This is a genomic window from Marinicauda salina, from assembly GCF_003122085.1.
Lineage (GTDB): Bacteria > Pseudomonadota > Alphaproteobacteria > Caulobacterales > Maricaulaceae > Maricicauda_A > Maricicauda_A salina.
Genome location: NZ_QEXV01000001.1, coordinates 128,572 through 151,708, shown reverse-complemented (window position 1 = coordinate 151,708; position 23,137 = coordinate 128,572). Strand labels below are relative to the sequence as shown.

Sequence of the window (23,137 nt, the reverse complement as noted above, 5' to 3'; positions counted from 1 at the left end):
CCGCACAGTCGGCGTCATGGTCCTGGCGCGACTGCCAGTAGAAAACCGGCCGGCCCAGCGCCCCGATCGCCATGCGGCGCATCGTGCGCTTCCTGTGAATCACAAACTTAGCGTGCGCACATTCTTCCATAGCCCGTTCGGCCAGCCCAATCAACGAGGCCGTACTGTATTGAGAAACAGCTTTCGCTGAGTGCGTTATTTAGTAGCGAGTGAATAAATCTGCTGCAAAAACGTTTCCAATACACCGATCGACACCTGTTTTGGATTCGCAATCTTCAATGCATAACAATTCGGTTAGCTCAAACACCCCACATGACGCATTCGAACTAGCAACAATGGTGACGATAAAGACTAACTCGACGTATCATAATTATATAGACTAGATAGCAGAATAATAGTACACTTTATTTTCACTTTTCTTATCGCGATGTCACCAGCTATGGCAACCGGACAGGAGAGAAGGACCAGACTATTTGCACCACTCTGTCCTCATCAGTGACCAAAAATACGCTTCCATCTTTGCCAAAACGCCTTAGGCGAAGCGGAACAACTTCTTGCGAATCTGACGAGCAGTTAAAAATAACTCCATTATTTTCAGAGCATGAAAATATGCTGCCCGCACGAAATCCACCTCCTTCCAAAATCGCTATAGCTGAACTGTAATTATCGCCAATTTGAATGCTGAATTTCTCACCTGAAATAATGTTTCCATACCAATACTTATTGGCGCCCTGAGGGATTGGGCTAGGCCGAGGCGCGCATCCCATTACCACTAACCCAAATATGATTCCGACCAAAACTTGATAGTGATGCCTGTTGAAACTGAGAAAGGATCGCTCTCTGATCACACCCATATTTGAACCCTCCTTAATCCAACACGTTCAGAATTCAGTCGATTTTCTGCCTGTATGGCGCTAAAAAATCGTCACTCTTCTCGCTCGTCAATTTCAATAGGGTCGCGCCAGCCCGGCGTTCTGACCGGCGGGTTGATGTCTCTGCTTGCGCCTTCTTGCGCACCCTCTACCACACCTGCCCCGGCGCAGTTGCTGTTGCAGCCTTCACCAGGCATTATCCGTGGAAATACCTGATAAGGCGTGTCGCCTGGCTGATCACGGGTCCCAAGTTGCTCGTTCATCGCTTCACCTGCGGCGATAACCTCTTCGTCAGCGATGCCCATATCCGTCAGATTTTCTACCGTCACATCGCGGCGTTCGTCTCGATCTTGCCACGCTGCGGCATCGTCTCGACCAGTATCACTCCCTGGGTCGTCACCAACACCTACCAACTGCCAGGGTTTCTCAACTCCCCCTCATTCTGAGGTCCGTACGAGTATTACTGAGCAACATTTCCATTTTCGTCAGTGACCACAATGAAAGCATGACGCCCGTCACCAGGTGTTCGGCGAAACACCACAAATGAGTCCTCCCCACTCGGATCCGTCGCGTTGAGTGGGTCATTCCCAACATACACGTACAGGTTCATCTGATCGGCGTAGCCGATGGGGCCGACCTCGAGGGTTGGCCGGGCGCGGGGGTTCCGGGTCCCCCGCTTCTGCGGGGGCGGGCAAGTCCGGGGCGAGGACGGGCGGCGTTTCCAGCTATTCGGGCCCGTCTCAAGCCAAGCCATTGTTTCGTGTTTCCCCAGCGAAAGCTGGGGCCCAGAGATGACGGACCGCGCCTCTGGAGTTCTGCGTCCTGACTGGAGTTCACCCCGGACGCCGATCCGGGGTCAGGAAAACGCGCCAGCGGTGAAAGGGCGGCGTGAACAAGGTTTCATCGCTCGGTCCTTGGGCTTGACCCAAGGACCCAGTGAGCATTCGTCGCGCGCTCCAGCCTGGGCCCTTGGATCAAGTCCAAGGGCCGAACCGAATGAGCGAAGGCGCGCGCCTCCCCTCGCCCCCAGGCGCGAGAGCGGCGAGGACGCGCGGAATTCCTTGTCATCCCGGCCGACCGGAGGGAGAGCCGGGACCTGCCGGACTCGCGAGCCTATATCGGGACGCGTTGTCGGTAGGTCCCGGATAGCCCTGCGGGCTTCCGGGATGACACGGGAATCGCGAAAGTACAGCGTCCGGCCCGGGCTCAGTACGCCCTGGCGATGAGGATGTTCTCGACGGCCTCGCGGCCGGTCACCAGGCACTTTCCGGCGACCTCGCCCTGCTCGAACGGCGCGTTGCGCACGGTGAGCTTGGAGGCCTTGAGCCGCTCGACGAAGGCGTCGAGCTCGGCGCCCGTCGGGCGCGCCCAGGGGATGCGCGCCCATTTCGCTCCGTCCTCGGCGAACAGCGCCTCGACCTCTTCCAGCGAGGCGAAGTCGTCGACGATGTTCGAGCGCAGGAAGGTCTCGGCCTGGTCGTAGAGCGCCTGCTGGATGTTCTCGCAGATGTCGCCGGCGTTGTCGGCGAACATGTCGATCGGCTCGGAGCGGACGTTCGGCTTGCCGCCGTCGAGGCGCAGCTGGTCGCGCCTGAGGAAGCTCACCGCGCCGTGCTCCATGTCGCGCGCGCCGATCTCGCAGATCACCGGCGCGCCCTTCCTGACCCAGTCCCAGCGCTTGATCTGGGCGCGTTCCGGCCGATCGTCGAGGCGCACGCGCAGCGGCTCGCCGAAGGCCTGGCCGGCGCTCAGGCGCCGCGCGAGGTCGCGGCAATACTCCAATAGCGCCTCGTCCTGGTCGCCGCCCTTGAGCATCGGGATGATGACGATCTGGCTCGGCGCGGCGCGCGGCGGCAGCCTGAGCCCGTCATTGTCGCCGTGGGTCATCACCAGCGCGCCCACGAGCCGGGTCGAGCTGCCCCAGCTGGTGGTGTGGGCGTAGCGCCACTCGCCGTCGCTGTCCTGGAACTGGATGTTCTGGGCCTTGGCGAAATTGGTCCCGAGATAGTGCGAGGTGCCCGCCTGCAGCGCCTTGCCGTCGCGCATCATCGCCTCGATCGACAGCGTGTCGACCGCGCCGGGGAAGCGCTCGTGCTCGGGCTTCACGCCGTCGATGACGGGCAGGGCGAGGGTCTCCTCGACGACCTTCTTGTACATCGCCAGCATCGCGGCGGTCTCGGCCTCGGCCTCTTCGCGCGTGGCGTGGGCGGTGTGGCCTTCCTGCCAGAGAAACTCGGACGTGCGCAGGAACAGGCGCGGGCGCATCTCCCAGCGCATCACGTTGGCCCACTGGTTGAGCTTCAGCGGCAGGTCGCGATAGCTGCGGATCCAGCGGCTCATCGCCGAGCCGATGATGGTCTCCGATGTCGGCCGGATGATCAGCGGCTCTTCGAGCTTGGCGTCGGGATCGGGCTGCAGCTTGCCGTCGATCATCGACAGGCGGTGATGGGTGACCACCGCCATCTCCTTGGCGAAGCCCTCGACGTGCTGGGCCTCCTGCTCGAAATGCTTCAGCGGGATGAGCAGGGGGAAGTAGCAGTTCTCCACGCCGTGGGCGACGATCTCGGCGTCCATCGCGGACTTGAGCCGCTCCCAGATCCCGAAGCCCCACGGCTTGATGATCATGCAGCCGCGCACGCCGGATTCCTCGGCGAGCTCGCCGCCCCGGACCGCGGCCTGGTACCAGTCGGCGAAATTGTCTTCCTGGCGGACGTCGAGCGCGTTCTTCGACACGGGGCGTTTCCCTTGTGCGATGCGGAAATCCTGTCGGCCCAGCTATAGGCGCAAACGCCCGGTCCGCGAAAGCCCGGCCAAGGCCCTAAATCTTCGGCGGGCACTCGATGTGGCAGATCTTGAGCGCATTGGTCAGCGCGACCTGGACGGCCTGGGTGATGATCAGCCGCGACGGGTTCGCCTCGCCGCCCGAGATCACCGGCGCGCGCATGTAGTAGGAATTGTAGATCCCCGCCGTCTCGAGGAGATGGCGCACCAGCACGACCGGGTTGGCCTGGCCGGCGGCGGCGGCGAGCTTCTCCGGGATGGTCTGGAGCTTGAGGATGAGCGCGGCTTCCTGGGCGTCGATCTCGAAATCCGCGACCTCGGAGGCCGGAACCGGCGCCTTTCCCCACTTCCTCAGGATCGAGCGCGCCCGGCAGGCCGAGTAGACCATGTAGGCGCCGCCGGACTTCTCGAAGCTCTCGATGGTGGCCTGGAGATCGCTCGTCGCGATCTCGACGGAACCCTTCACGTCCTGCTTGAGATCGTTGAACACCAGCGAGCCCACGGCGAGCTGCTGGGCGGCGTGGTCGACCTCCTCGGGCGTCTGGTCATCGCGTTCGTCGTACTTGGCGCGGAAATACGCCACCGACTCGGCGAGCAGGTGATTGACGTTGGCCACCGTGTCGCGGCTCGACAGCTTCTTGCCCGTCTCGGCGTCGACATAGAAGCCGAACCAGAGATGGGTGAAGTCGATCTCGCCGGGCTCGACCAGGCCGAGCGCCTCGGCGGCCTTGAACAGGCGCTCGAAATGCACCCGCTGCTCCTGGCCGACGACATAGGTCATGCGGCTCGGCGCGAAGAGTTCCTTTCGAAGCGCGATCGCGCCGATATCGCGGGTGGCGTAGATCGACCGGCCGTCGGCGCGGCGCACGACCATGCGCTCGCCGTCGGGCAGCAGCGCGACGACCGCGCCGATATCCTTCTCGATCGCCGCGGCGCGCTTGTCGCGCTCTTCCGGCTTCATCTTTTCGGCCTCGACGCGGGCGTCGAGTTTCGCGATCTCGGCGTCGGCGCGCGCGCGATCGAACAGGACGGCGGTTCCCGCCTCCAGGCAGGCGTCGACCACGCGCTCGCCGGCCTGGAAATAGAAGCTCTCGCCGAGCACCAGGTCGATATGGATGTCGAGGGCGTCGTAGAAGGCCTCGAAATCGGCGAGCGACCACTCGACCATCTTCGCCCAGAGCGCGACCTCTTCGGCGTCGCCGGCCTCGAGCTTCTCGAAGCGGGCGTCGGCGGCGCGCACGAAGTTGTGCCAGGCGCTGATCAGCTCGCCGGTGGAGTCCGCTTCGGGGAAGTAGCGCTCGAGGACCGCCTTGTCCGCGGCGGGGATGGCGTCGAAGTCGGCGTCCTCGACGGCGTATTTCTCCGCCGTGCGCCGGATCCGGTAGATCTCGAGCAGGCGTTCATTGTCGCCCATGTCGGCGGGGAAGCGGTCTTCGAAGCGCCGCCAGCCCTCGAGCGAGAAGCCGAACCCGCCGAAATCGTTGATATGATTGACCCGATAGACGTCCGCCCCGCAGGCCTCGTGCATGTTGCACAGCACGTGGCCGATGATGGTCGAGCGGATATGCCCGGCGTGGAGCACCTTGGCGACGTTGGGCGAGGAATAGTCGACGAGCACCGTCTCGTCGCCCTCGGCGTCGTTCGTCGCGAAATCCTCGCCCAGCTCGCAGATGCGCCAGGCCGCTTCGAGCAGCCAGCGATCCGTGAGCCGGAGATTGATGTACATCCCCTTGGTCTCGACCGCGGCGATCGCGTCGGCGAAGTCGGGGCCTTCGAGCACCTCGGTGATCCAGGGCAGGTGCTTGTCGATGAAGCCCTTCGGCCCGCCGTCGCGCAGCAGCTGCGGGAACTTCACCGCGATGTCGCCGCCGAACTGTTCGCGATCGATCAGGTCGAATTGCGGGCTGAGCTCGCCCCCGCCCCGGCGCTCCGACAGCGCCCGCGTGATCCGCGCCTTGAGCGCGGGCAGGGGATAGTCGGCGAAGGCCGGCGGCTCGGCTTTCGCGCGGCAGGCGAGGTATGCGTCGCGATACCGCTCGACCTCGGCCTTGAGGGCCGCATTGCGCTTGGCGAGTTCGTTCACCGGTCTCTCCGGGCTCTGGCGGGACGCGCCGGCGCCGGCGCGGGCGCCTAGGTCGGCGATGCGGCGCGTCGCGTCAAGTCCCGCCCGCGCCCACGCGAATGGTGTTCACCCGCGGCCGGGGCGCGGCTAGGCTTCGCCCCCTGAGATGGAGGACGCGCGATGACCCGAACCGGCATTCTCATTGGCGCGGCCGTATTGCTTGCGGGCGCGCTCGCCGCGGCCTTCGGGCTCGGCCTGCGCCTGACGCCGCTGGTCACGCGCGATTTCGATCCCGCCGCGGCGATCGAGGCCGCCGCGGTCTACGATGTCGAGATCGCGCGCGACGACTGGGGCGTGCCCCGCGTCATCGGCGAGACCGACGCCGACGCGGCCTTCGGCCTGGCCTGGGCGCACGCCGAGGACGATTTCCCGACGATCCAGGAGTCGCTGCGCGCGGCGCTGGGCGCGGAGATGCTCGCCGCCGACGAGGAGGAGGCGCGCACCGCCTATCTCGTCCAGCTCCTGAAGATCCGCCAAGACGTCGCCGCCCGCTACGAAACCGATCTGAGCGAAGATACGCGCGCCTACGCCGAGGGCTACGCCGCCGGGCTCAACTTCTACGCCGCGCGCAACCCGGACGAGATCGCCCGTCCCGACCTGTTCCCCGTGACCGGCGAGGACGTGATCGCGCTGTCGGCCTTCTTCAGCCCGCTCTTCTACGGCTTCGGCGAGACCGTCGGCGAGATCATGAGCCCGGAGCGCGAGCGCGACCCGGCCGAAGGTCAGGCCCTGCAGGTCCATCTGCGCGAGGGGTCCGACGTCGCGCTGGGCTCGAACGCCTTCGCCGTCGCGCCCGAACGCTCCGACGACGGCGCGACGCGGCTCGTGGTCAATTCGCACCAGCCCGTCGAGGGCCCGCTGTCCTGGTACGAGGCCCATGTCATCTCGCGCGAGGGGCTCGAGTTCGCCGGCGGGCTGTTTCCCGGCGCGCCGGCGCTGCATCTCGGGACCAATCCCGATCTCGGCTACGCCGCGACGGTGAACTATCCCGATCTCATCGACGTCTACGCGCTCGACCTGACCGAGGACGGCGCGCGTTACCGGCTCGACGGCGAAGCGCGGGAGTTCGACCGCGCGACCGCGTCGATGACCGTACAGCTCTGGGGCCCGTTCGCCTGGCGCGTCACGCGGCCCGTCGAGTGGTCGGAGCACGGCCCGGTCCTGCGCGCGCCCGACGGCGCCTACGCGATCCGCTACGCGACCATGCGCGACATCCGCTTCGGCGAGCAGGCCTACCGCATGATGAAGGCCGACAGCCTCAACGCGTTCGTCGCCGCCCTCGAGATCGGCGCGATGGGCAACACCAACCGCATCGTCGCCGACCGGACCGGGTCGATCGGGCGCTATTACGTCGCGCGCATGCCCGACCGGCCGGACGTCGACGGGGTCGACTGGTCGGGGACGCTGCCGGGCGACCGGTCCGATCTCATCTGGGACGGCTTCGCCCCGCTCGACGCGCTGCCCCACACGATCGCGCCCGATGCGGGCTATGTGCTCGACTCCAATCACAGCCCGTTCCGGGTGACGCTCGGGCCCGACGACCCCGATCCGGCGGCCTATCCCGACGCCTTCGGGATCGAGACGCGCATGACCAATCGCGGCCTGCGTTCGACGCGGCTCTTCGCCGACGACGCCGACGGCCTGACCAGCCGGGCGGAGCTGATCGCGGCGAAGTACGACGACGCCTACGCGCCCGACAGCCTCGCCGCGCGCCTGCAGGCCGCCATCGCCGGACATGAGTGGACCGATCCCGATCTGGCGGCGGCCGCCGAGGTCGCGGCCGGCTGGGACCGCCGCGCCGATGCGGACAATCGCGGCGCGGCCTCCGTGCTGATGACCTACTATCAGAACGGCGACGGCGACCTGATCGACTCCGTCCCCGAAGCGTTCCCCGCCGCCGTCGACTGGCTCGTCGAGCATCACGGCCGCGCCGATCCGCGCTGGGGCGAGGTGAACCGGCTCGAGCGCGGCGATCGCAGCCTCGGGCTCGAGGGCGGGCCCGACACGCTGCGGGCGGTTTATGGCCGGCCGAACGGCGACGGCGCGCTGCGCATGATCCAGGGCGACGGCTTCACCATGCTCGTCGAATGGACCGCGGACGGCGAGCAGGTCGTGAGCGCGGTCCACCAGTTCGGCGCCAGCAACCGGCCCGACTCGCCGCACTATGCCGACCAAATGGAGCTTTTCGCCGACGAGGATTTCCGCCGCGTGCCGATGGGCGAGGCGGCGGTCCGCGCCGCGGCTGCGGAAATCTACCGACCCGGCGCGCGCTGATCGCGGCGGGAATCGGCGTTATGATGCCCGCGGGCAGGGAGGCCTGATCGCTCCATGGGGACGCCGCGGCCGGATTTCGACCTCGTCATCATCGGCGCCGGAGTCGCCGGGCTGTCGTTGGCTGCGCGCATCGCGAGGAGCGTGCAGCGCTTCCGCGTCTGCGTCCTCGACCCGAAGCCGCGCACCGTCAATCCGCGCAGCTGGTGCTTCTGGGCTCCGGAGCGCCACGGGCTCGCGCACCTGGTGAGCGCGCGCTGGCGGCGCTGGCTGATATCCGGCGCTGACGGCGACGCCGCGGCGGGCGAGGTGGGAGCCCTGATCTACCAGCATGTCCGCGCGGCCGATTTCCAGGACGCCGCCTTCGACGCCATCGCCGGACGATCCGGTTTCTCGATCGAGCACGGCGTCCGCATCGGCGCGCTCGAGGCGCGCGACGATCACGCCTGCGCGGAGACCGGTCTCGGCCGCATCCGCGCCCGGCGGATCGTCGACACGCGACCCGGCGATCCCGTCGCCATGGCGCGCGCGCCCATGCTCCAGCTCGTCTCCGGTGCGGAAGTCGAGGCCGACGCCGACGTCTTCGACCCGGACACGGCCGGCCTGATGACGGACATGGCGGGTCATTTCGACGGGCTGCGCTTCGTTCACCTCCTGCCCTTCTCGCCGCGCCGGGCGCTCGTGGAGGCGGTGCGATTCTCGACGGGCTCGCCCGACCGCGCCGCGCGCGACGCCGATCTCGACGCGGCCCTGCAGCGCCTGGGCTTCCGCGACAGCTGGCGGGTCATTCGACGCGAACGCGCGAGCCTGCCGCTCGGGCCCGCGATCGGAGGCGGCTCGACCGGATCGATCGTGCGCGCGCCGGCGGGCGCCGGGGCGATGCGCGCGGCGACGGGCTCGGCGCTGATGCGCCTGCAGGGCTGGGCGGAGCAGAGCGCGGCGCAGCTGCAGCACGGCCGGCCGATCACGCCGCCGCGCGGAACGCCGCCGCTGCCCGCCCGGCTCGAGCGGGGCTTCCTCGCCCGGATCGCGCGTCATCCCGACGCCGCGCCGACGCTCTTTCTCCATCTCGCCCGCTCGCTGCCGGCCGACGTGCTCGCCCGCTTTCTCGGCGGCGAGGGAACGCTGCCCGATCACCTCCGCATCATGGCCGCGACGACGCGCCGGCCGGCCCGGGCGCCGCGGCGGCTGGTCGGCGCGGCGTGACCGCCGGCGGCCTCGATCCCGAACTCGACGCCTTCCTCGGCGACCCGGCGACGCATCCCGGAGCCGAAACCGTCGAGCGCATCGAGACCCACGGCGCGGTCGTCTTCCTCGCCGGCGACGCGGCCTGGAAGGTCAAGAAGCCGGTCGATCTCGGCTATCTCGACTTCTCCACCCTGGAGAAGCGCCGCGCCGCCTGCGAGCGCGAGATCGAGCTGAACCGGCCGGCCGCGCCGCAGATCTATCTCGGCGTGAGCGCGATCACCCGCCAGCCCGACGGGCGCTTGGCCATCGACGACGGCGGCGAAGTCGTCGAGTGCGCCGTGCGCATGCGTCGGTTTCCACAGGACCGCCTGCTCGACCGCCTCGCCGAGGCGGGAGAGCTCGACGTCGATCTCATGGCCCGTCTCGCAGCGGTGATCCGCGCCGCCCACGAGCGCGCCGAGCCGGCGACGGACCGGGACGGCTACGCCGATCTCGTCGCCGTGCTCGACGACAATGAACGCGCGCTGAGCGCGGCGGGCGACCGGCTCGATCCGGACGAGGTGAAGACAAGCTGTGAGGACGCGCGCGCGGCGCTGGACGCGCACGCCGATCTGATGCGACGCCGGTCGCGGGAGGGGTATGTCCGGCGCTGCCACGGCGATCTCCATCTCGCCAATATCGTGCTGCTGGACCACGAACCCGCCCTGTTCGACGCGCTGGAGTTCGACGAGGCGCTGGCGACGACCGACGTGCTCTACGATCTCGCCTTCCTGCTCATGGACCTCGCCCATCGCGGACTGACACCGCACGCCGCGCGCCTGCTCGCCCATTATCTCGCGCCGGATCCGCCAGCGGCGCTCGACGGGCTGGCGCTGCTGCCGGCGATGACGGCGCTGCGCGCCCAGGTCCGCGCCAAGGTCGCGCTCGACCGCGGCGGGGACGGGGCGACCCGCGAAGCGCGCGCCTATCTCGATCTCTCGCTCGACCTGCTCGATCCGCCCGCCCCGCGCCTCGTCGCCGTCGGCGGGCTGTCGGGGACGGGCAAGTCGACGCTGGCCGCGGCGCTGGCGCCGGAACTCGGCGGATCGCTGGGCGCGCTCGTCATCCGCGCCGATCTCGAGCGCAAGGCGCTGGCCGGCGTCGCCGAAACGGACTCGCTCGGGCCGGAATACTACACCGCCGAGATGAGCCGGGCGGTCTACGCGCGCATGCGCGACAAGGCCGGCCGCGCGCTGGCGGCCGGCCATAGCGTCGTCCTCGACGCCGTTCATGCCCGCCCCGACGAGCGCGATGCGGCCGCAGCGCTGGCGCGCGAACACGGGGTCGGCTTCGACGGTCTGTGGCTGGAGGCCTCGCCCGACACGCTCGTCGCCCGCGTCGGCGCCCGTTCCGGCGACGCCTCCGACGCCGACGCGGCGGTCGTGCGCCGCCAGCTCGGCTACGATGTCGGCGCGGTGGACTGGACGGTGCTCGACGCCGGCGTCGGGATCGACGAGACGCGCCGGCGCGCGCTGGAGACGCTTGAACGCGCCTGATCGGCCGATCGGCGCCGCGCCGCCGGATCGCGGACGCGCCTTCGCCCGATTTGCGTGCGCTCATGAGCCGCGCGGAATGCGCGACGAGTCGGTGGCGCGCCGGCGCGGACGCGTGGCATGATCATGAAAAGGCCAGCACGGGGACGAGATTATGGGCAGGCTCACGGGATTTCTGACGGCGGCGCTCGCAGCGCTGCTGGTCGCCTCATGCGGCGATCGCGGCGAGGAGCCGCGCGAACGCGAAGCGGCCGAGCGCGAGGCCGAAACGTCGCGCGAGACCGAGCCCGAACAGTTCGAGTATCTCCGTTACGCCACCGATCTCGACCAGGCCGCGCCCGAACTCTGCCTAGTCTTCTCAGGCGCGCTCGATCCAGAGATCGACTACTCGGCCTATCTCGATATCGGCGAGCCTGTCGCGCTCGCCGTCGACGGCTCGCGGCTGTGCATCGGCGGGCTGACCTTCGGCCAGACGCGCACCGTGACGCTGCGCCGCGGCCTGCCCGCCGCCGACGGCCAGGCCCTTTCCGCCGAGGAGAGCGTCACGCTGTCCTTCGCCGAGCGGCCCGCCTATGTCGGGTTCGCCGGCGACGGCGTGATCCTGCCGCGCATCGACGCCGACGGCGTGGCGATCGAAACGGTCAATGTCGAGGCCGTCGAGGTCGTCGTCGAGCGCGTCACCGACCGGGCGCTGGCCTTCCGCGAGATCGTCTCGGGCTATTCCGCCGCCGAGGACGAGTACAACTACACGCCCCAGAACGAGCGGCCCGACGAGCTCGGCGTCGAGGTCTGGCGCGGCCGGATGGACACCGAGGGCCCGGAGAACGCCGCGACGACGACCGTCTTCCCGATCGCCGAGGCGGTCGGCGAACTTGAGCCCGGCGCGTATTACGTCTCGATCGAGGACGTCGACGGCGTCGAGGATGATGACGGCCGGCCCGGCGCGCGCGCGGCGCGCTGGCTGGTGGTCACCGATCTGGCCTTCACCGCCTATCGCGGCCGCGACGGGCTCGACGTCGTGGTGCGCTCGCTGCAGACGGCCGAGCCCGAGCGCGGCGTCGAGGTCCAGCTCGTCGCGCGCTCGAACGAGATCCTCGCCGAGGCTGACACCGGCCGCGAGGGCCGCGTGCGTTTCGACGGGCCGCTCATTCGCGGCGAGGACGGGAACCGTCCGCGCCTCCTGGCGGCCTACGGGCCCGACGGCGATTTCGCCGTGCTCGATCTCACGCGCGCGCCGGTCGACCTGTCGGAGCATCCCGTTTCCGGGCGCGGCCGGACCGGCGCCGCCGACGCCTATCTCTATTTCGATCGCGGCATCTATCGTCCCGGCGAGACGGTGCGCGCCTCGGGCCTGCTGCGCGATCCGGAAGGCTTCGCGCTGACCGATCGCCCGGGCACGCTGGTGCTCACCGCGCCCAACGGGCTCGAGCACGCCAGCCAGCGCTTCGAGGCCGCCCCCGAGGCCGGCGCGGTCATCCACGCCTTCGAGCTGCCCGACGCCGCCGCGCGCGGGCGCTGGACGATCGCCGTCGAGCTCGACGGGATCGGAACGGTCGCGCGCGAGAGCTTCGCCGTCGAGGACTTCGTGCCCCAGCGCGTCGAACTCACGCTCGCCGCCGACGACGAAACGCCGATGCGGGCGGGCCAGACGCGCATGATCGAGGCCCGCGCGCGCTTCCTCTACGGCGCGCCGGGCGCCGGCCTGCCGATCTCCGGCACCGCCCGCGTCCAGGTCGATCCGAGCCCGTTCGAGAACCTTCGCGACTATCGCTTCGGCCTGCACGACGAGCAATTCTCCGAGCAGGCCTTCGCGCTGCCCGAGATCGCCGCCGACGGCGCCGGCGAGGCCTCCCTGCCCGTCGAGCCCGGCCGGCGCGGCGTCGACAGCACGCAGCCCCTGCGCGTGCGCGCCGTCGTCGAGGTCCAGGAGCCCGGCGGCCGCGCGGTCCGCGACGACGTGCGCATCCCGTATCGCCCGCGCGAGACCTATTACGGCCTGCGCTCGGAGTTCGGCGACGACCGGCCGCGGCGGCGCGAGGCGACGGCCTTCTCGCTGATCGCCGTCGACCGCACCGGCGCGATGGAGGCGGGCCGCGCCGACTGGCGCCTGGTGCGCCACGACTGGGACTATGACTGGTATCGCACCGATGGCGGCGAATGGCGCTGGCGGCGCACCCACCATGTCGTGGAGATCGAGGAGGGCCGCGTCGCCCTCGACGGCGAAAGCCCGGCGCGCATCGAGACGCCCGAACTCGATTGGGGCGATTACGAGCTGATCGTCAGCGTCGACGGCGAGGACGTCGCCAGCGACGGCTTCTGGGTCGGCTGGGGATCGCGCGCCGAGGACGGCGTCGAGGCGCCCGACCGCGTCCGCGTCGCCGGACCGGACGCGCCCGTCGGCGTCGGCGAGCGCGCGGAAGTCTCCATTCTCGCGCCCTATGCCGGTCTGGCGGAGGTCGTGGTCGCCACCGACCGGGTGCTTGAGACGCGCCATGTCCGCGTGCCCGAGGGCGGAACCAGCGTCGAGTTCACCGCCACCGAGGACTGGGGCGCCGGCGCCTATGTGATGGTCTCGGTCTATACGCCGCGTGATGCGGTCACGCAGCCGCGGCCGCGCCGCGCCGTCGGGGTGACGCACCTGCCCGTCGACGTCTCGGAACGCACCTTCGAGGTCGCCGTCGAGGCCCCCGAGGTGATCGAACCCAACCAGACCTACGATTTCACCATCGAGGCGACGGACGGCCCGCGCCGCGAGGCGACGTGGGTCACGCTCGCCGCCGTCGACGAGGGCATCCTGCTGCTGACCGGTTTCGACTCGCCGAACCCGGTGGAGCGCTTCTTCGGCAAGGCCCGCCTCGGCGTCGACCTGCTGGACGATTACGGCCGCCTGCTCGATCCGAACCAGGGCGCGGCCGCGCCGATCCGCTCCGGCGGCGACCAGATCGGCGGGGCGGGGCTGACCGTCGTGCCGACGCAGACCGTGGCGCTGTTCTCCGGCCCCGTGCGTCTGGACGGGAACGGCCGCGCCGAAGTCAGCCTCGACATTCCCGACTTTAACGGCGAGCTGCGGCTGATGGCCGTGGCCTGGTCGGAGAGCGGAGTCGGGGCGGGCGCGCGGCCCGTCACGGTGCGCGATCCGGTGCCCGCCGAACTCGTCCTGCCGCGATTCCTGGCGCCGGGCGACGAGGCCCAGGCGACCGCCACGCTCGACAATGTCGCCGGCCCGGGCGGCGACTACGCCGCATCGATGTCGGCGACGGGCCCGGTCGAGATCCTTGACGACGCCTTCAGCATCGACCTGCCGCAGGGCGAGCGCCGGGACGTGCCGGTCGACCTGCGCGCCCGCGACGAGGGGATCGCCGAGATCGTGATCGATGTCGACGGGCCGGGCGATTTCGCGGTCGGCAGTTCCTATCCGATCCAGGTGCGTTCGCCCTACCTGCCGACGAGTTCGATCGAGCGCGTCGTTCTGGACGCCGGCGAGAGCTACACGCCGGCCGGCGACATGCTCGACGCCTATGTGCCCGGCTCGGCGAGCCTGCAGGTGAGCGCGTCGGTCACGCCGATCGACGTCTCGGCGCTTTACGAGTCGCTGTCGCGCTACCCCTACGCCTGCACCGAGCAGCTCGTCAGCCGCGCCCTGCCGCTGGTCTACGCCGGCCGGCTCGCCGCGCTGACCGACGCCGACGGTCCCGCCGACGCCGGGCTGGAGATCCAGGAGGCGATCGAGACGCTGCTCTCGCGCCAGAGCAATGACGGCGCCTTCGGGCTGTGGCGGATCGGCGATCGCAACGCCTCGCCCTGGCTCGGCGCCTATGCGGCCGACTTCCTCAGCCGCGCCGCCGAGGCCGGCCATCCCGTCCCGCCCGCCGCGCTCGATCGCGCGCTGTCGGCGCTCAGGCCCGTGGCTCGCGGCGAGCTTTATCGCGTCACCGGCTACGAGACGGACTCGTTCCGCTATCGCTGGAGCAAGGACACGCGCGACCGGCTGGTCCATCGCAGCTCGGCCTACGCCAACTACGTGCTGGCCCGGAACGGCCGGGCCGACCGGTCGCGGCTGCGCTACATGCATGACGAGATGCTGCGCGACATCGAGAGTCCGCTGGCGCGCGCCCAGATCGGCGCCGGGCTGGCGGCGATCGGCGATCGCTCGCGGGCCGTCAGCGCGTTCGAGGCCGCCGTCGATGCGCTCGGCTACGAGAACGAGGGCGATTACTACCAGTCGCCGCGGCGCGATCTCGCCGGCGTTCTGGCGCTCGCCGCCGAGGCGGGTCTGAGCGACCGCGTCGCCGGGCTCGTCGCCCGCGTCCAGCAGGAGCTGCCCGAGCCGCGCCGCCTGACCACGCAGGAGAAGGCCTTCCTGATCGTCGCCGCCGGCGCGGTCGCCGGCGACCGGGACGAGGTCTCGATCCGCTATGACGGCGACGCGCCCGATCCGACCGCGGTGACGTTCGACCGGGCTTCGCTGGCCGAGGCGGGAACGTTCACCAACAGCGGCGAGCAGCCGGTCTGGGTCACCGCGCTCGCGCGCGGCGCGCCGGCCAGCGCCCCGCCGCCGGCCTCGTCGGGCCTCACCGTAACGAAGACGATCCGCGACACGGCGGGCCGGCCGGCGAACCTGTCGGCGCTGTCCCGCGGCGACCGGCTGATCGTGTCGATCTCGGTGCGCGCCGACGAGCAACGCGTCACGCCGCTGGTCGTGGCCGACCTGCTGCCGGCGGGCTTCGAGATCGAGGCGGTGGTCCAGCGCGCCGAGACGACGCAGACCGGGGTCTATTCCTGGCACAACGATCTCTCGACGCCGAGCATCGCCGAGGCGCGCGACGACCGGTTCGTCGCCGCCATCGACATCCGCGACGACGACGCGGTCGAGCTCGCCTATCTCGTGCGCGCCGTGACGCCGGGCCGCTTCGCCATGCCCGGCGTCGTCGCCGAGGACATGTATCGCCCCGAGGTGTTCGGCCGGTCCGCCCCCGGGGAGGTCGTGATCTCGCCGTGAGCCGGCTTCGCGCCCTGCCCTGGCGGGAGGCCGCGATCGTGATCGCGGCCGGGGCGGTCAATCTCGCGCTGACGGGGCTTCTCCTCGACCGGGTCTTCCCGCCGCCGGTCGAGCGCGCCGGCGCGATCTCGACCGTCGTCGCCGACCGCGGCGGGCGGCCCTTGCGCGCCTTCCCCGTCGAGGAGGGGCGCTGGCGGCTCGCCGCCGATCTCGACCGGCTCGACCCGGCCTTCGTCGAGGCGTTGATCGCCGTCGAGGACAAGCGCTTTCACGACCATGCCGGGGTCGATCCGCTGGCGGTCCTGCGCGCGGCCGGCTCGGCGATCGCCAACGGGCGGATCACGTCTGGCGCCTCGACGATCACCATGCAGACCGCCCGGCTGCTGGAGCCGCGGCCGCGCACGCTCGCGTCGAAGGCGATCGAGGCGTTCCGGGCCGTTCAACTCGAGGCCCGGCTCACCAAGCGCGAAATCCTCGAACTCTATCTCACGCTCACGCCCTATGGCGGCAATCTGCAGGGCGTGCGCGCGGCGAGCTGGGCCTGGTTCGACCGCGAGCCCGACCGGCTCACGCCCGACCAGATCGCGCTCCTGATCGCGCTGCCCCAGGCGCCGGAGGCCCGTCGTCCGGATCTCCGGCCCCGGGCCGCCGTCGCCGCGCGGGCGCGCATTCTCGGCCGCATGGCGGACCTCGACCTGATCAGCCCGGACCGCGCCGCCGACGCCGCCGAGGCGCCCGCCCCGGATCGCCACGCCTTCCCCGGCGAGGCCTGGCACGCCGCCGAGACCGTGCGCCGCCGCGCCGGCGCCGCCGAGGCGCGCTCGACGCTCGACATTGCGCTTCAGCGCGAGGCCGACCGGCTGGTGCGCGCGCTCGCCGAGGAGGCGGGCGAAGGCGTCCAGGCCGCCGCCGTCATTGTCGAGATCGACGGCCGCGCCGTGCGCGCCGCGGTGGGTTCGGCGGGCCGCGACCGCGCCGGCGGCTGGCTTGATCTCACCGACCGCGCGCGCTCGCCGGGCTCGACGCTCAAGCCGCTCATCTACGCGCTGGCCTTCGACGACGGCGTGGCCGCGCCCGACACGCTGATCGAGGACCTCCCGCGGCGGTTCTCGGGCTATCAGCCGGAGAATTTCGACCGCGCCTTCCGCGGCGAGGTGACCGTCGGCCAGGCGTTGCAGCATTCGCTCAACGTGCCCGCCGTCCACGTTCTCGACGCCGTCGGGGCCAACCGCTTCGCCGCCGCGCTCGATTTCGCCGGCGGCGAGCCGGTCCTGCCCCGCTCGGCGGAGTCCGACGCCGGGCTCGCCGTGGCGCTGGGCGGGCTCGGCCTGAGCGCGCGCCAGCTCGCCGCGCTCTACGCGGCGCTGGGCGACGAGGGCCGGGCGCTGCCGCTGGCCTGGACGCCCGAGGCCGCGGCGGCGAACCGGGCGCGCGAAACTCATCGCTTCGTCAGCCCCGAGACCGCCGGCGAAGTGCTCGATATCCTGCGCCGCGCGCCCGCCCCGCCGGGCCGGATGCCGTCGGGCCTCGCCGCCGGCGCGCCGGACATCGCCTTCAAGACGGGCACCTCCTACGGCTTCCGCGACGCCTGGGCGGCGGGCGTGGCCGGCGGATACGCCGCGGTGGTCTGGGTCGGCCGGCCCGACGGCGCGCCGCGTCCGGGCGAAACCGGCCGGGACGCCGCCCTGCCCGCGCTGTTCGACCTGTTCGACGCCGTCGCGCGCACCGATCCCGGCTTCCGGACGCCGCGCCGGGAGGTCGCGGGCGCCGACCCGACGCCGGCGGCGCTGGCCCGCTTCGCTCCCGCGACCGCGCCGCCGCAGATCCTGTTTCCGCCGGACGACGCCGAGGTCTGGTCGGAGCGCCCCGGCCGGGAATTCGTCCTGGCCGCGCGCGGCGCTGGCGATCTCGACTGGTATGTCGAGGGCGAGGCGGCGCCCGCCGACGCCGCTGGCCGGCCGGTCTGGGCGCCGCAGCGGCCGGGTTTCTATCGCCTGACCGTGGTCGATCGCGCCGGCCGGGAGAGCACGACGCGGGTGCGCGTGCGCATGCCGTAAACCCCGAATTTTGAACGCATCGACTGGAGCCGCGTTGTCTCCGGCGTGCTAGACGTTTCGATCCGCCACCGTGAAAGGAGCCCGATGGCCGCGCCCGGACTGTTCGACGACTACGATCCCGGCGACGCCTTCTGCGAGATCACGGGGCGAAAGTCCGACCGCGAGATCCAGCGGCTCTTCCTCAAGCGGCTGGGGCGCAAGAACCTGAAGACGCTCGGCCGCCGGAAGAAGCAGGCCGAGGACGAGCTCTACAATCTGGGCATCACCTTCACGGTCTATTCCGGCGAAGAGACGATCGACCGCATCCTGCCCTTCGACGTCATTCCCCGTCCGATCACGGCCGAGGACTGGGCGGAGCTCGAGGCCGGCGTGGTCCAGCGCATCGAGGCGCTGAACCTGTTCCTCCACGACATCTATCACGACCGGAAGATCCTGAACGACGGCGTGGTGCCCGCCGATCTCGTGCTCAAGAACAAATACTATCTCGAGGAGATGGAGGGCGTGGATCCGCCGGCGGGCGTCTACACCCATATCTGCGGAACCGATCTCATCCGCGACGTCGACGGGTCCTTCCTGGTGCTCGAGGACAATTGCCGCGCCCCGTCGGGCGTGAGCTACGTCATCGAGAACCGGCACCTGATGATGCGCTCCTTCCCCGATCTCATGGAGAATGCGCGCATCCGCCCGGTCTCGGACTACGGCGTGCGCCTGCGCGAGAAGCTCGCCGAGAGCGCGCCGGCCGGCGTCGACGATCCGCGCATCGTCCTGATGACGCCGGGCATCTTCAACTCGGCCTATTTCGAGCATGTCTTCCTCGCCCGCGAGATGGGCGTGCCGCTCGTCGAGGGCCGCGACCTGTTCGTCGACGAAGACGACCGGGTCTTCATGAAGACGGTCGGCGGACCGGAGCCCGTCCACGTCATCTACCGGCGCATCGACGACGATTTCCTCGATCCCGAGGTGTTCCGCGAGGACTCGATGCTGGGCACGCCGGGCCTGATGCGCGCGATGAAGGCCGGCGAGGTCGCCATCGCCAACGCGCCCGGCGCCGGGGTCGCCGACGACAAGGCGATCTACGCCTACCTGCCGGAGATCATTCGCTACTATCTGGACGCCGAGCCGATCCTGAAGAATGTGCGCACCTGGATCTGCCGCGATCGGGAGGACCGGGCCTATGTGCTCGACCATCTCGACGAACTCGTCGTGAAGCCGGTCGGCGAATCCGGCGGCTACGGCATCGTCGTCGGGCCGAAGTCCACGAAGAAGGAGCGCGACGAGGTCGCCAGGGCGATCCGGCGCGATCCGAAGAACTATATCGCCCAGCCCATGATCGCGCTGTCGGTCTGTCCCACCCTCACCAGCGAGGGCGTCGCGCCGCGCCACGTCGATCTCCGCCCGTTCGCGGTGACGGGGAAGTCGACGTGGGTGCTGCCGGGCGGGCTGACGCGCGTGGCCATGCGCAAGGGCTCCATCATCGTCAATTCCAGCCAAGGCGGAGGGTCGAAGGATACCTGGGTCCTCTCATAACCTGCTCTCGCGCTTCGCGGAGCATGCTTTCTGGCTCGGCCGCTATGTCGAGCGCGCGGAGAATCTCGCCCGCCTGCTGGCGGTGACCGAAAGCTTCGCGGCCGGCGACGACGACGAGGCGGCCTGGGCGTCCCTGCTGCATACCTTCGTCGACGCCGAGGCCTTCGCCGCCACCGGCAAGCGCCGGACGGGGCTCAACGTGGCGCGCTGGTATCTGATCGACCGGACCAATCCGGGCTCGGCCGTCAGCGCGCTCGGCGCCGCCCGCGAGAATGCGCGCGCGCTCAGGCACCTCATCCCGGTGGAGATCTGGAAGCAGATCAACATGCTCTACGGCGAGATGGCCGGCATCAGGTCGCGGCAGGTCTCCCTGCCCAAGCTCAACGGGATCTGCGAGCGCATCCGGCTCGGCTGCCAGACCCACCAGGGCATCGTCGACGGCGCCTGGTATCGCGACGAGGCGTGGCTGTTCCATCGCATCGGCTGCGAGCTCGAGCGCGCCGACCAGACGACCCGGCTCGTCGACGTGAAGTACTACCAGCTGCACGGCGATGCGGAGATCGCCGACGACGAGGACGCGCCGCGTCCCGACATCGTCTGGTGGAATTCGCTGCTGCGCTCGGCGTCGGGCTATCACGCCTTCCGGCGGCGTTATCCGCTGACCGCCGGGCCGGCCGACGCCGCGGGCTTCCTGCTGTTCGACAGCGATTTTCCGCGCTCGGTGCGGCTGTCGGCGCTGTCGGCCTTCGACCGGCTGCGCGAGCTCGAGGAGGATTACGGCGCGCCGCCCGGCGAGGCGCTCGCCGCGGCGCGCGCGCAGCTGCTCGATCGGTTCGCCGACCGGCCGAAGCGTCTGATCGGCCGACCGCTCCACACCTATCTGGACCGGCTGCAACAGGACCTCATCGATGTGGCCGCCGCGCTCCGCGCGCGGTATTTCGACCCCGGCGGGTGAGCGCGCGACGAAGGCGGAAGCGCCGAACGAGGAATCACGGCAGACATGACCTCCGAGCAATGGACATCGAGCGAGGCCGCCGTGGACAATCCCGTCGGAGTGCGCACCGATCTCTTCCAGGTGCGCCACGTCACCCGGTACCGCTACGACAGGCCGGTGAGCTTCCGCATGCACCGCGGCATGTTCCGGCCGCACGACTCCCCGGATCTGCGGCTGCTCTCCATTCGTTTCGACACGCAGCCCGAGTCCGGGATCCGGTGGGTCCACGACGTGTTTTCGAACGCCGTGACGGTGTTCGAGTTCGCCGCGCCGGCCGACACGCTCGAAATCGCGTGCACGTTCGAAGTGATACGTTCGTCCTCGCACCAGCCGAACTTCCCGATCGCGGAGACGGCGCGGCGCTATCCCTTCTCCTACGAGGCCGAGCAGTATCCCGACCTCAATTCCTGCATCGCGCCGCAATACGATGATCCCGACGGCCGGGTGCGCGCCTTCGCCGAGCGCTTCGCCCACGAATCCGGCGGCGACACCTGGTCGATCCTCGAGCGGATGAACGCCGCCATCCACGCCGATCTGCGTTACGACCGGCGCGAGGAGCCCGGCGTCCTGCCGCCCAACGAAACGCTGAGGGGCGCATGCGGCTCGTGCCGCGACTTCGCCGAGCTGATGTGCGAAGCGGTCCGCCGGCTCGGCTTCGCGGCGCGTTTCGTGACCGGGTATCTCTACGATCCCGCCCGGGACGAGCGCGCCGCCGTCGATCGGACTCAGGTCCGCGGCGCCGGCGCCACCCACGCCTGGGTGCAGGTCTTCCTGCCCGGCGCAGGCTGGGTCGAGTTCGATCCGACCAACGGCGAGATCGCCTCGGGCAAGCTCATCCGCACCGGCGTCGCCCGCCTGCCGAGCCAGGCCGTGCCGCTCGTGGGGTCGTTCGAGGGCGCCTCGGCGGATTTCGTGGGCATGGACGTCGAGGTCGAGGTGACGACCCTCGCCCCGCCGCTGACCGGATGACGGCCGAACCGCGCGGCGACCTCTCCGAGGCCGAGGCCGCCGAAGCCGGCCCGCGGCTGTGGCTGGTCGCCACTCCGATCGGCAATCTCGAGGACATGAGCTTCCGGGCGATCCGTGTTCTGAAGGAGGTCGACGCGATCGCCTGCGAGGACACGCGCGTCACCCGGTCCCTGCTCGAGCATTTCGACATTCCGGCGAAACAGGTCTTCGCCTGTCACGAGCACAACGAGGCCGCCAGCGCGGCCGGGATCGTCAAGTTGATCGAGGACGGAAAATCCGTCGCGCTGGTCAGCGATGCGGGCGCGCCGGCGGTGTCCGATCCGGGCTATCGCGTCGTGCGCGCCGTGCTCGACGCGGGCCTCGAGGTGAGCGCGGTTCCCGGACCGTCGGCGGTGCTCGCCGCGCTCACCGTGTCGGGCCTGCCGACGGACCGTTTCACTTTCATCGGCTTCGGGCCGCGCAAGCCGGGCAAGCGCAAGCGCTGGCTCGAGGCCTTCGCCGACGATCCGTCGACCATCGTGCTCATGGAGAGCCCGCAGCGCCTCGCCGAGACGCTGGCCGACGCGCTCGCCGTCCTCGGCGATCGTCGCGCCGCCGTCGCGCTGGAGCTCACCAAGAAGTTCGAGCGCGTCCATCGCGGCCGCCTGAGCGAGCTGATCGAACGCTACGCCGAGCCCCCGCGCGGCGAGGCGACCGTGGTGGTCGAGGGCGCGAAGACCCGCCGCGAGAAGGTCAACAAGTACGCGCCCGACGGCGGCAAGAAGGCGCGTTAGTCCGCGGCCTTGCGGATGCGCGCGGTGAAGAAGCCCTCGAGGAATTCGCTCGGCCGGATGCGCATCGCATGCGTCAGCGCCGGCTCGTAGTTCGCGCCTTCCCAATTCGTCCGTCCCGGCGTCTCGCCGGGGACGTCCAGCGGAATCGGCTCGAGATCGGCGTCGTCGCGATGCTTCACGAGATGGCTGACCGGCGCCTCGTTCTCCTCCGGCGCGAAGGTGCAGGTCGAGTAGACGAGCAGCCCGCCGGGTTTGAGCAGCTTCCAGGCCGACATGAGCATCCTTTGCTGCAGGCGTGAGTATTTCCGGATGCGCTCGAGCGACCAGTAGCGCAGCGCGCCGGCGCGCGAGAGATCGACCATGCCCTCGCCGGTGCACTGGGCGTCGATGAGGATGCGGTCGAACGCCGCCTCGATGAACTTGTCGGCGTACTGGGCGGGATGGGTGGTGATCGTTTCGGCGTTCACGCCCAGCAGTCCGATCACCTCTTCGAGCTTGGCGATCCGCGCGGGGATGCCGTCATTGAGCCAGAGGCGGGCGGTGTTGTTCGTGATCGCGGCGATGTGGGCCGACTTGCCGCCGGGCGCGGCGCACAGGTCGAGGATGCGCTGGCCCGGCCGCGCGTCGAGCGCGAGCGGGGGGATGAAGCTCGCCGCGTTCTGGATATAGACGTCCCCGTTCGCGAACAGCGCGCTCTCGGAAACGAGCGCCTTCGGCGAATGCAGGTGGAAGCAGTCGGGCGCCCAGGCGATCGGCGCGCGCTCGACGCCGAGCGCGGCGAGATCGGCCTCGATGTCGGCGCGCGGGCGCGTCGACAGCGTGTTGACGCGGATCGACTGTTTCAGCGGCGTCGAGGCGAGCGCCTCGGCCTCGGCCGGCGGGACGTCGAAGATGTTCGCCACGCGGTCGATGAAAACCGCGCGCGGATCGCGGCCGCCGCCCGGCCTGCCGCCGGTCCGTTTCGAGCGTTTCTTCGCCATGCCGCGCACCATGCGCGCGGCGGCCGCCGGCGCAAGCCCTGCGACACGGCGGCCGCTCGACGCGCCGGGGTC

The 23,137-nt window shown here is 69.9% G+C and carries 14 protein-coding genes; 10 read left to right on the top strand and 4 right to left on the bottom strand.

The window, feature by feature from the left end; all coding sequences use genetic code 11:
• Positions 1-437 precede the first annotated feature (437 nt).
• Complete coding sequence (locus DDZ18_RS13635; RefSeq protein WP_146190575.1) at positions 438-854, bottom strand: hypothetical protein; 417 nt, start codon at positions 852-854, stop codon at positions 438-440.
• 155 nt (positions 855-1,009) lie between these two features.
• Between DDZ18_RS13635 and DDZ18_RS13630 the strand changes: the two genes are divergently transcribed.
• Positions 1,010-1,318, top strand: coding sequence for a hypothetical protein (locus tag DDZ18_RS13630; protein WP_146190574.1), 309 nt, complete (start codon positions 1,010-1,012; stop codon positions 1,316-1,318).
• Between the two features lie 760 nt (positions 1,319-2,078).
• Here DDZ18_RS13630 and DDZ18_RS00535 read toward each other — a convergent pair.
• Together DDZ18_RS00535 and argS are read right to left on the bottom strand one after the other, a co-directional pair.
• Positions 2,079-3,605: an aminoacyl--tRNA ligase-related protein gene (locus DDZ18_RS00535; RefSeq protein ID WP_109251411.1), complete on the bottom strand. Its 1,527-nt coding sequence runs from the start codon at positions 3,603-3,605 to the stop codon at positions 2,079-2,081.
• Positions 3,606-3,690: 85 nt separating this feature from the next.
• Entirely contained in the window at positions 3,691-5,736 is a 2,046-nt protein-coding gene (gene argS / locus DDZ18_RS00530) for an arginine--tRNA ligase domain-containing protein (protein WP_109251410.1), read from the bottom strand.
• A gap of 159 nt (positions 5,737-5,895) precedes the next feature.
• Between argS and DDZ18_RS00525 the strand changes: the two genes are divergently transcribed.
• The 9 genes from DDZ18_RS00525 to rsmI all read left to right on the top strand — a co-directional run bounded on the left by DDZ18_RS00525 (position 5,896) and on the right by rsmI (position 22,085).
• Positions 5,896-8,049, top strand: a complete 2,154-nt coding sequence (locus tag DDZ18_RS00525; protein WP_109251409.1) for a penicillin acylase family protein — start codon at positions 5,896-5,898, stop codon at positions 8,047-8,049.
• A gap of 54 nt (positions 8,050-8,103) precedes the next feature.
• Positions 8,104-9,252 carry a lycopene cyclase family protein gene (locus DDZ18_RS00520; protein ID WP_109251408.1) on the top strand — a complete coding sequence of 383 codons (1,149 nt, stop codon included), beginning with the start codon at positions 8,104-8,106 and terminating at the stop codon, positions 9,250-9,252.
• The gene (locus DDZ18_RS00515) at positions 9,249-10,769 is read left to right on the top strand and encodes a bifunctional aminoglycoside phosphotransferase/ATP-binding protein (protein WP_109251407.1); all 1,521 of its coding nucleotides are present in this window, start codon (positions 9,249-9,251) and stop codon (positions 10,767-10,769) included. Before DDZ18_RS00520 ends, DDZ18_RS00515 begins: the two co-directional genes overlap by 4 nt.
• A gap of 151 nt (positions 10,770-10,920) precedes the next feature.
• Positions 10,921-15,765 (top strand): alpha-2-macroglobulin family protein, encoded by a 4,845-nt coding sequence (locus DDZ18_RS00510; protein ID WP_109251406.1) that lies wholly within the window; start codon positions 10,921-10,923, stop codon positions 15,763-15,765.
• Positions 15,762-17,822: a penicillin-binding protein 1C gene (gene pbpC / locus DDZ18_RS00505; protein WP_233245650.1), complete on the top strand. Its 2,061-nt coding sequence runs from the start codon at positions 15,762-15,764 to the stop codon at positions 17,820-17,822. Before DDZ18_RS00510 ends, pbpC begins: the two co-directional genes overlap by 4 nt.
• Before the next feature lie 84 nt (positions 17,823-17,906).
• A complete protein-coding gene (locus tag DDZ18_RS00500; protein ID WP_109251405.1) occupies positions 17,907-19,349 on the top strand; it encodes a circularly permuted type 2 ATP-grasp protein in 1,443 nt (480 codons plus the stop codon).
• A complete protein-coding gene (locus DDZ18_RS00495) occupies positions 19,303-20,304 on the top strand; it encodes an alpha-E domain-containing protein (RefSeq protein WP_109251404.1) in 1,002 nt (333 codons plus the stop codon). The genes DDZ18_RS00500 and DDZ18_RS00495 overlap by 47 nt, the downstream gene beginning before the upstream one ends.
• 45 nt (positions 20,305-20,349) lie before the next feature.
• Complete coding sequence (locus DDZ18_RS00490; RefSeq protein ID WP_109251403.1) at positions 20,350-21,312, top strand: transglutaminase family protein; 963 nt, start codon at positions 20,350-20,352, stop codon at positions 21,310-21,312.
• Positions 21,309-22,085, top strand: coding sequence for a 16S rRNA (cytidine(1402)-2'-O)-methyltransferase (rsmI, locus tag DDZ18_RS00485; RefSeq protein ID WP_109251402.1), 777 nt, complete (start codon positions 21,309-21,311; stop codon positions 22,083-22,085). Before DDZ18_RS00490 ends, rsmI begins: the two co-directional genes overlap by 4 nt.
• Here the strand turns inward: rsmI and DDZ18_RS00480 are convergent.
• The gene (locus tag DDZ18_RS00480) at positions 22,082-23,065 is read right to left on the bottom strand and encodes an RsmB/NOP family class I SAM-dependent RNA methyltransferase (protein WP_158272023.1); all 984 of its coding nucleotides are present in this window, start codon (positions 23,063-23,065) and stop codon (positions 22,082-22,084) included. The genes rsmI and DDZ18_RS00480 overlap by 4 nt on opposite strands.
• Positions 23,066-23,137: the final 72 nt, after the last annotated feature.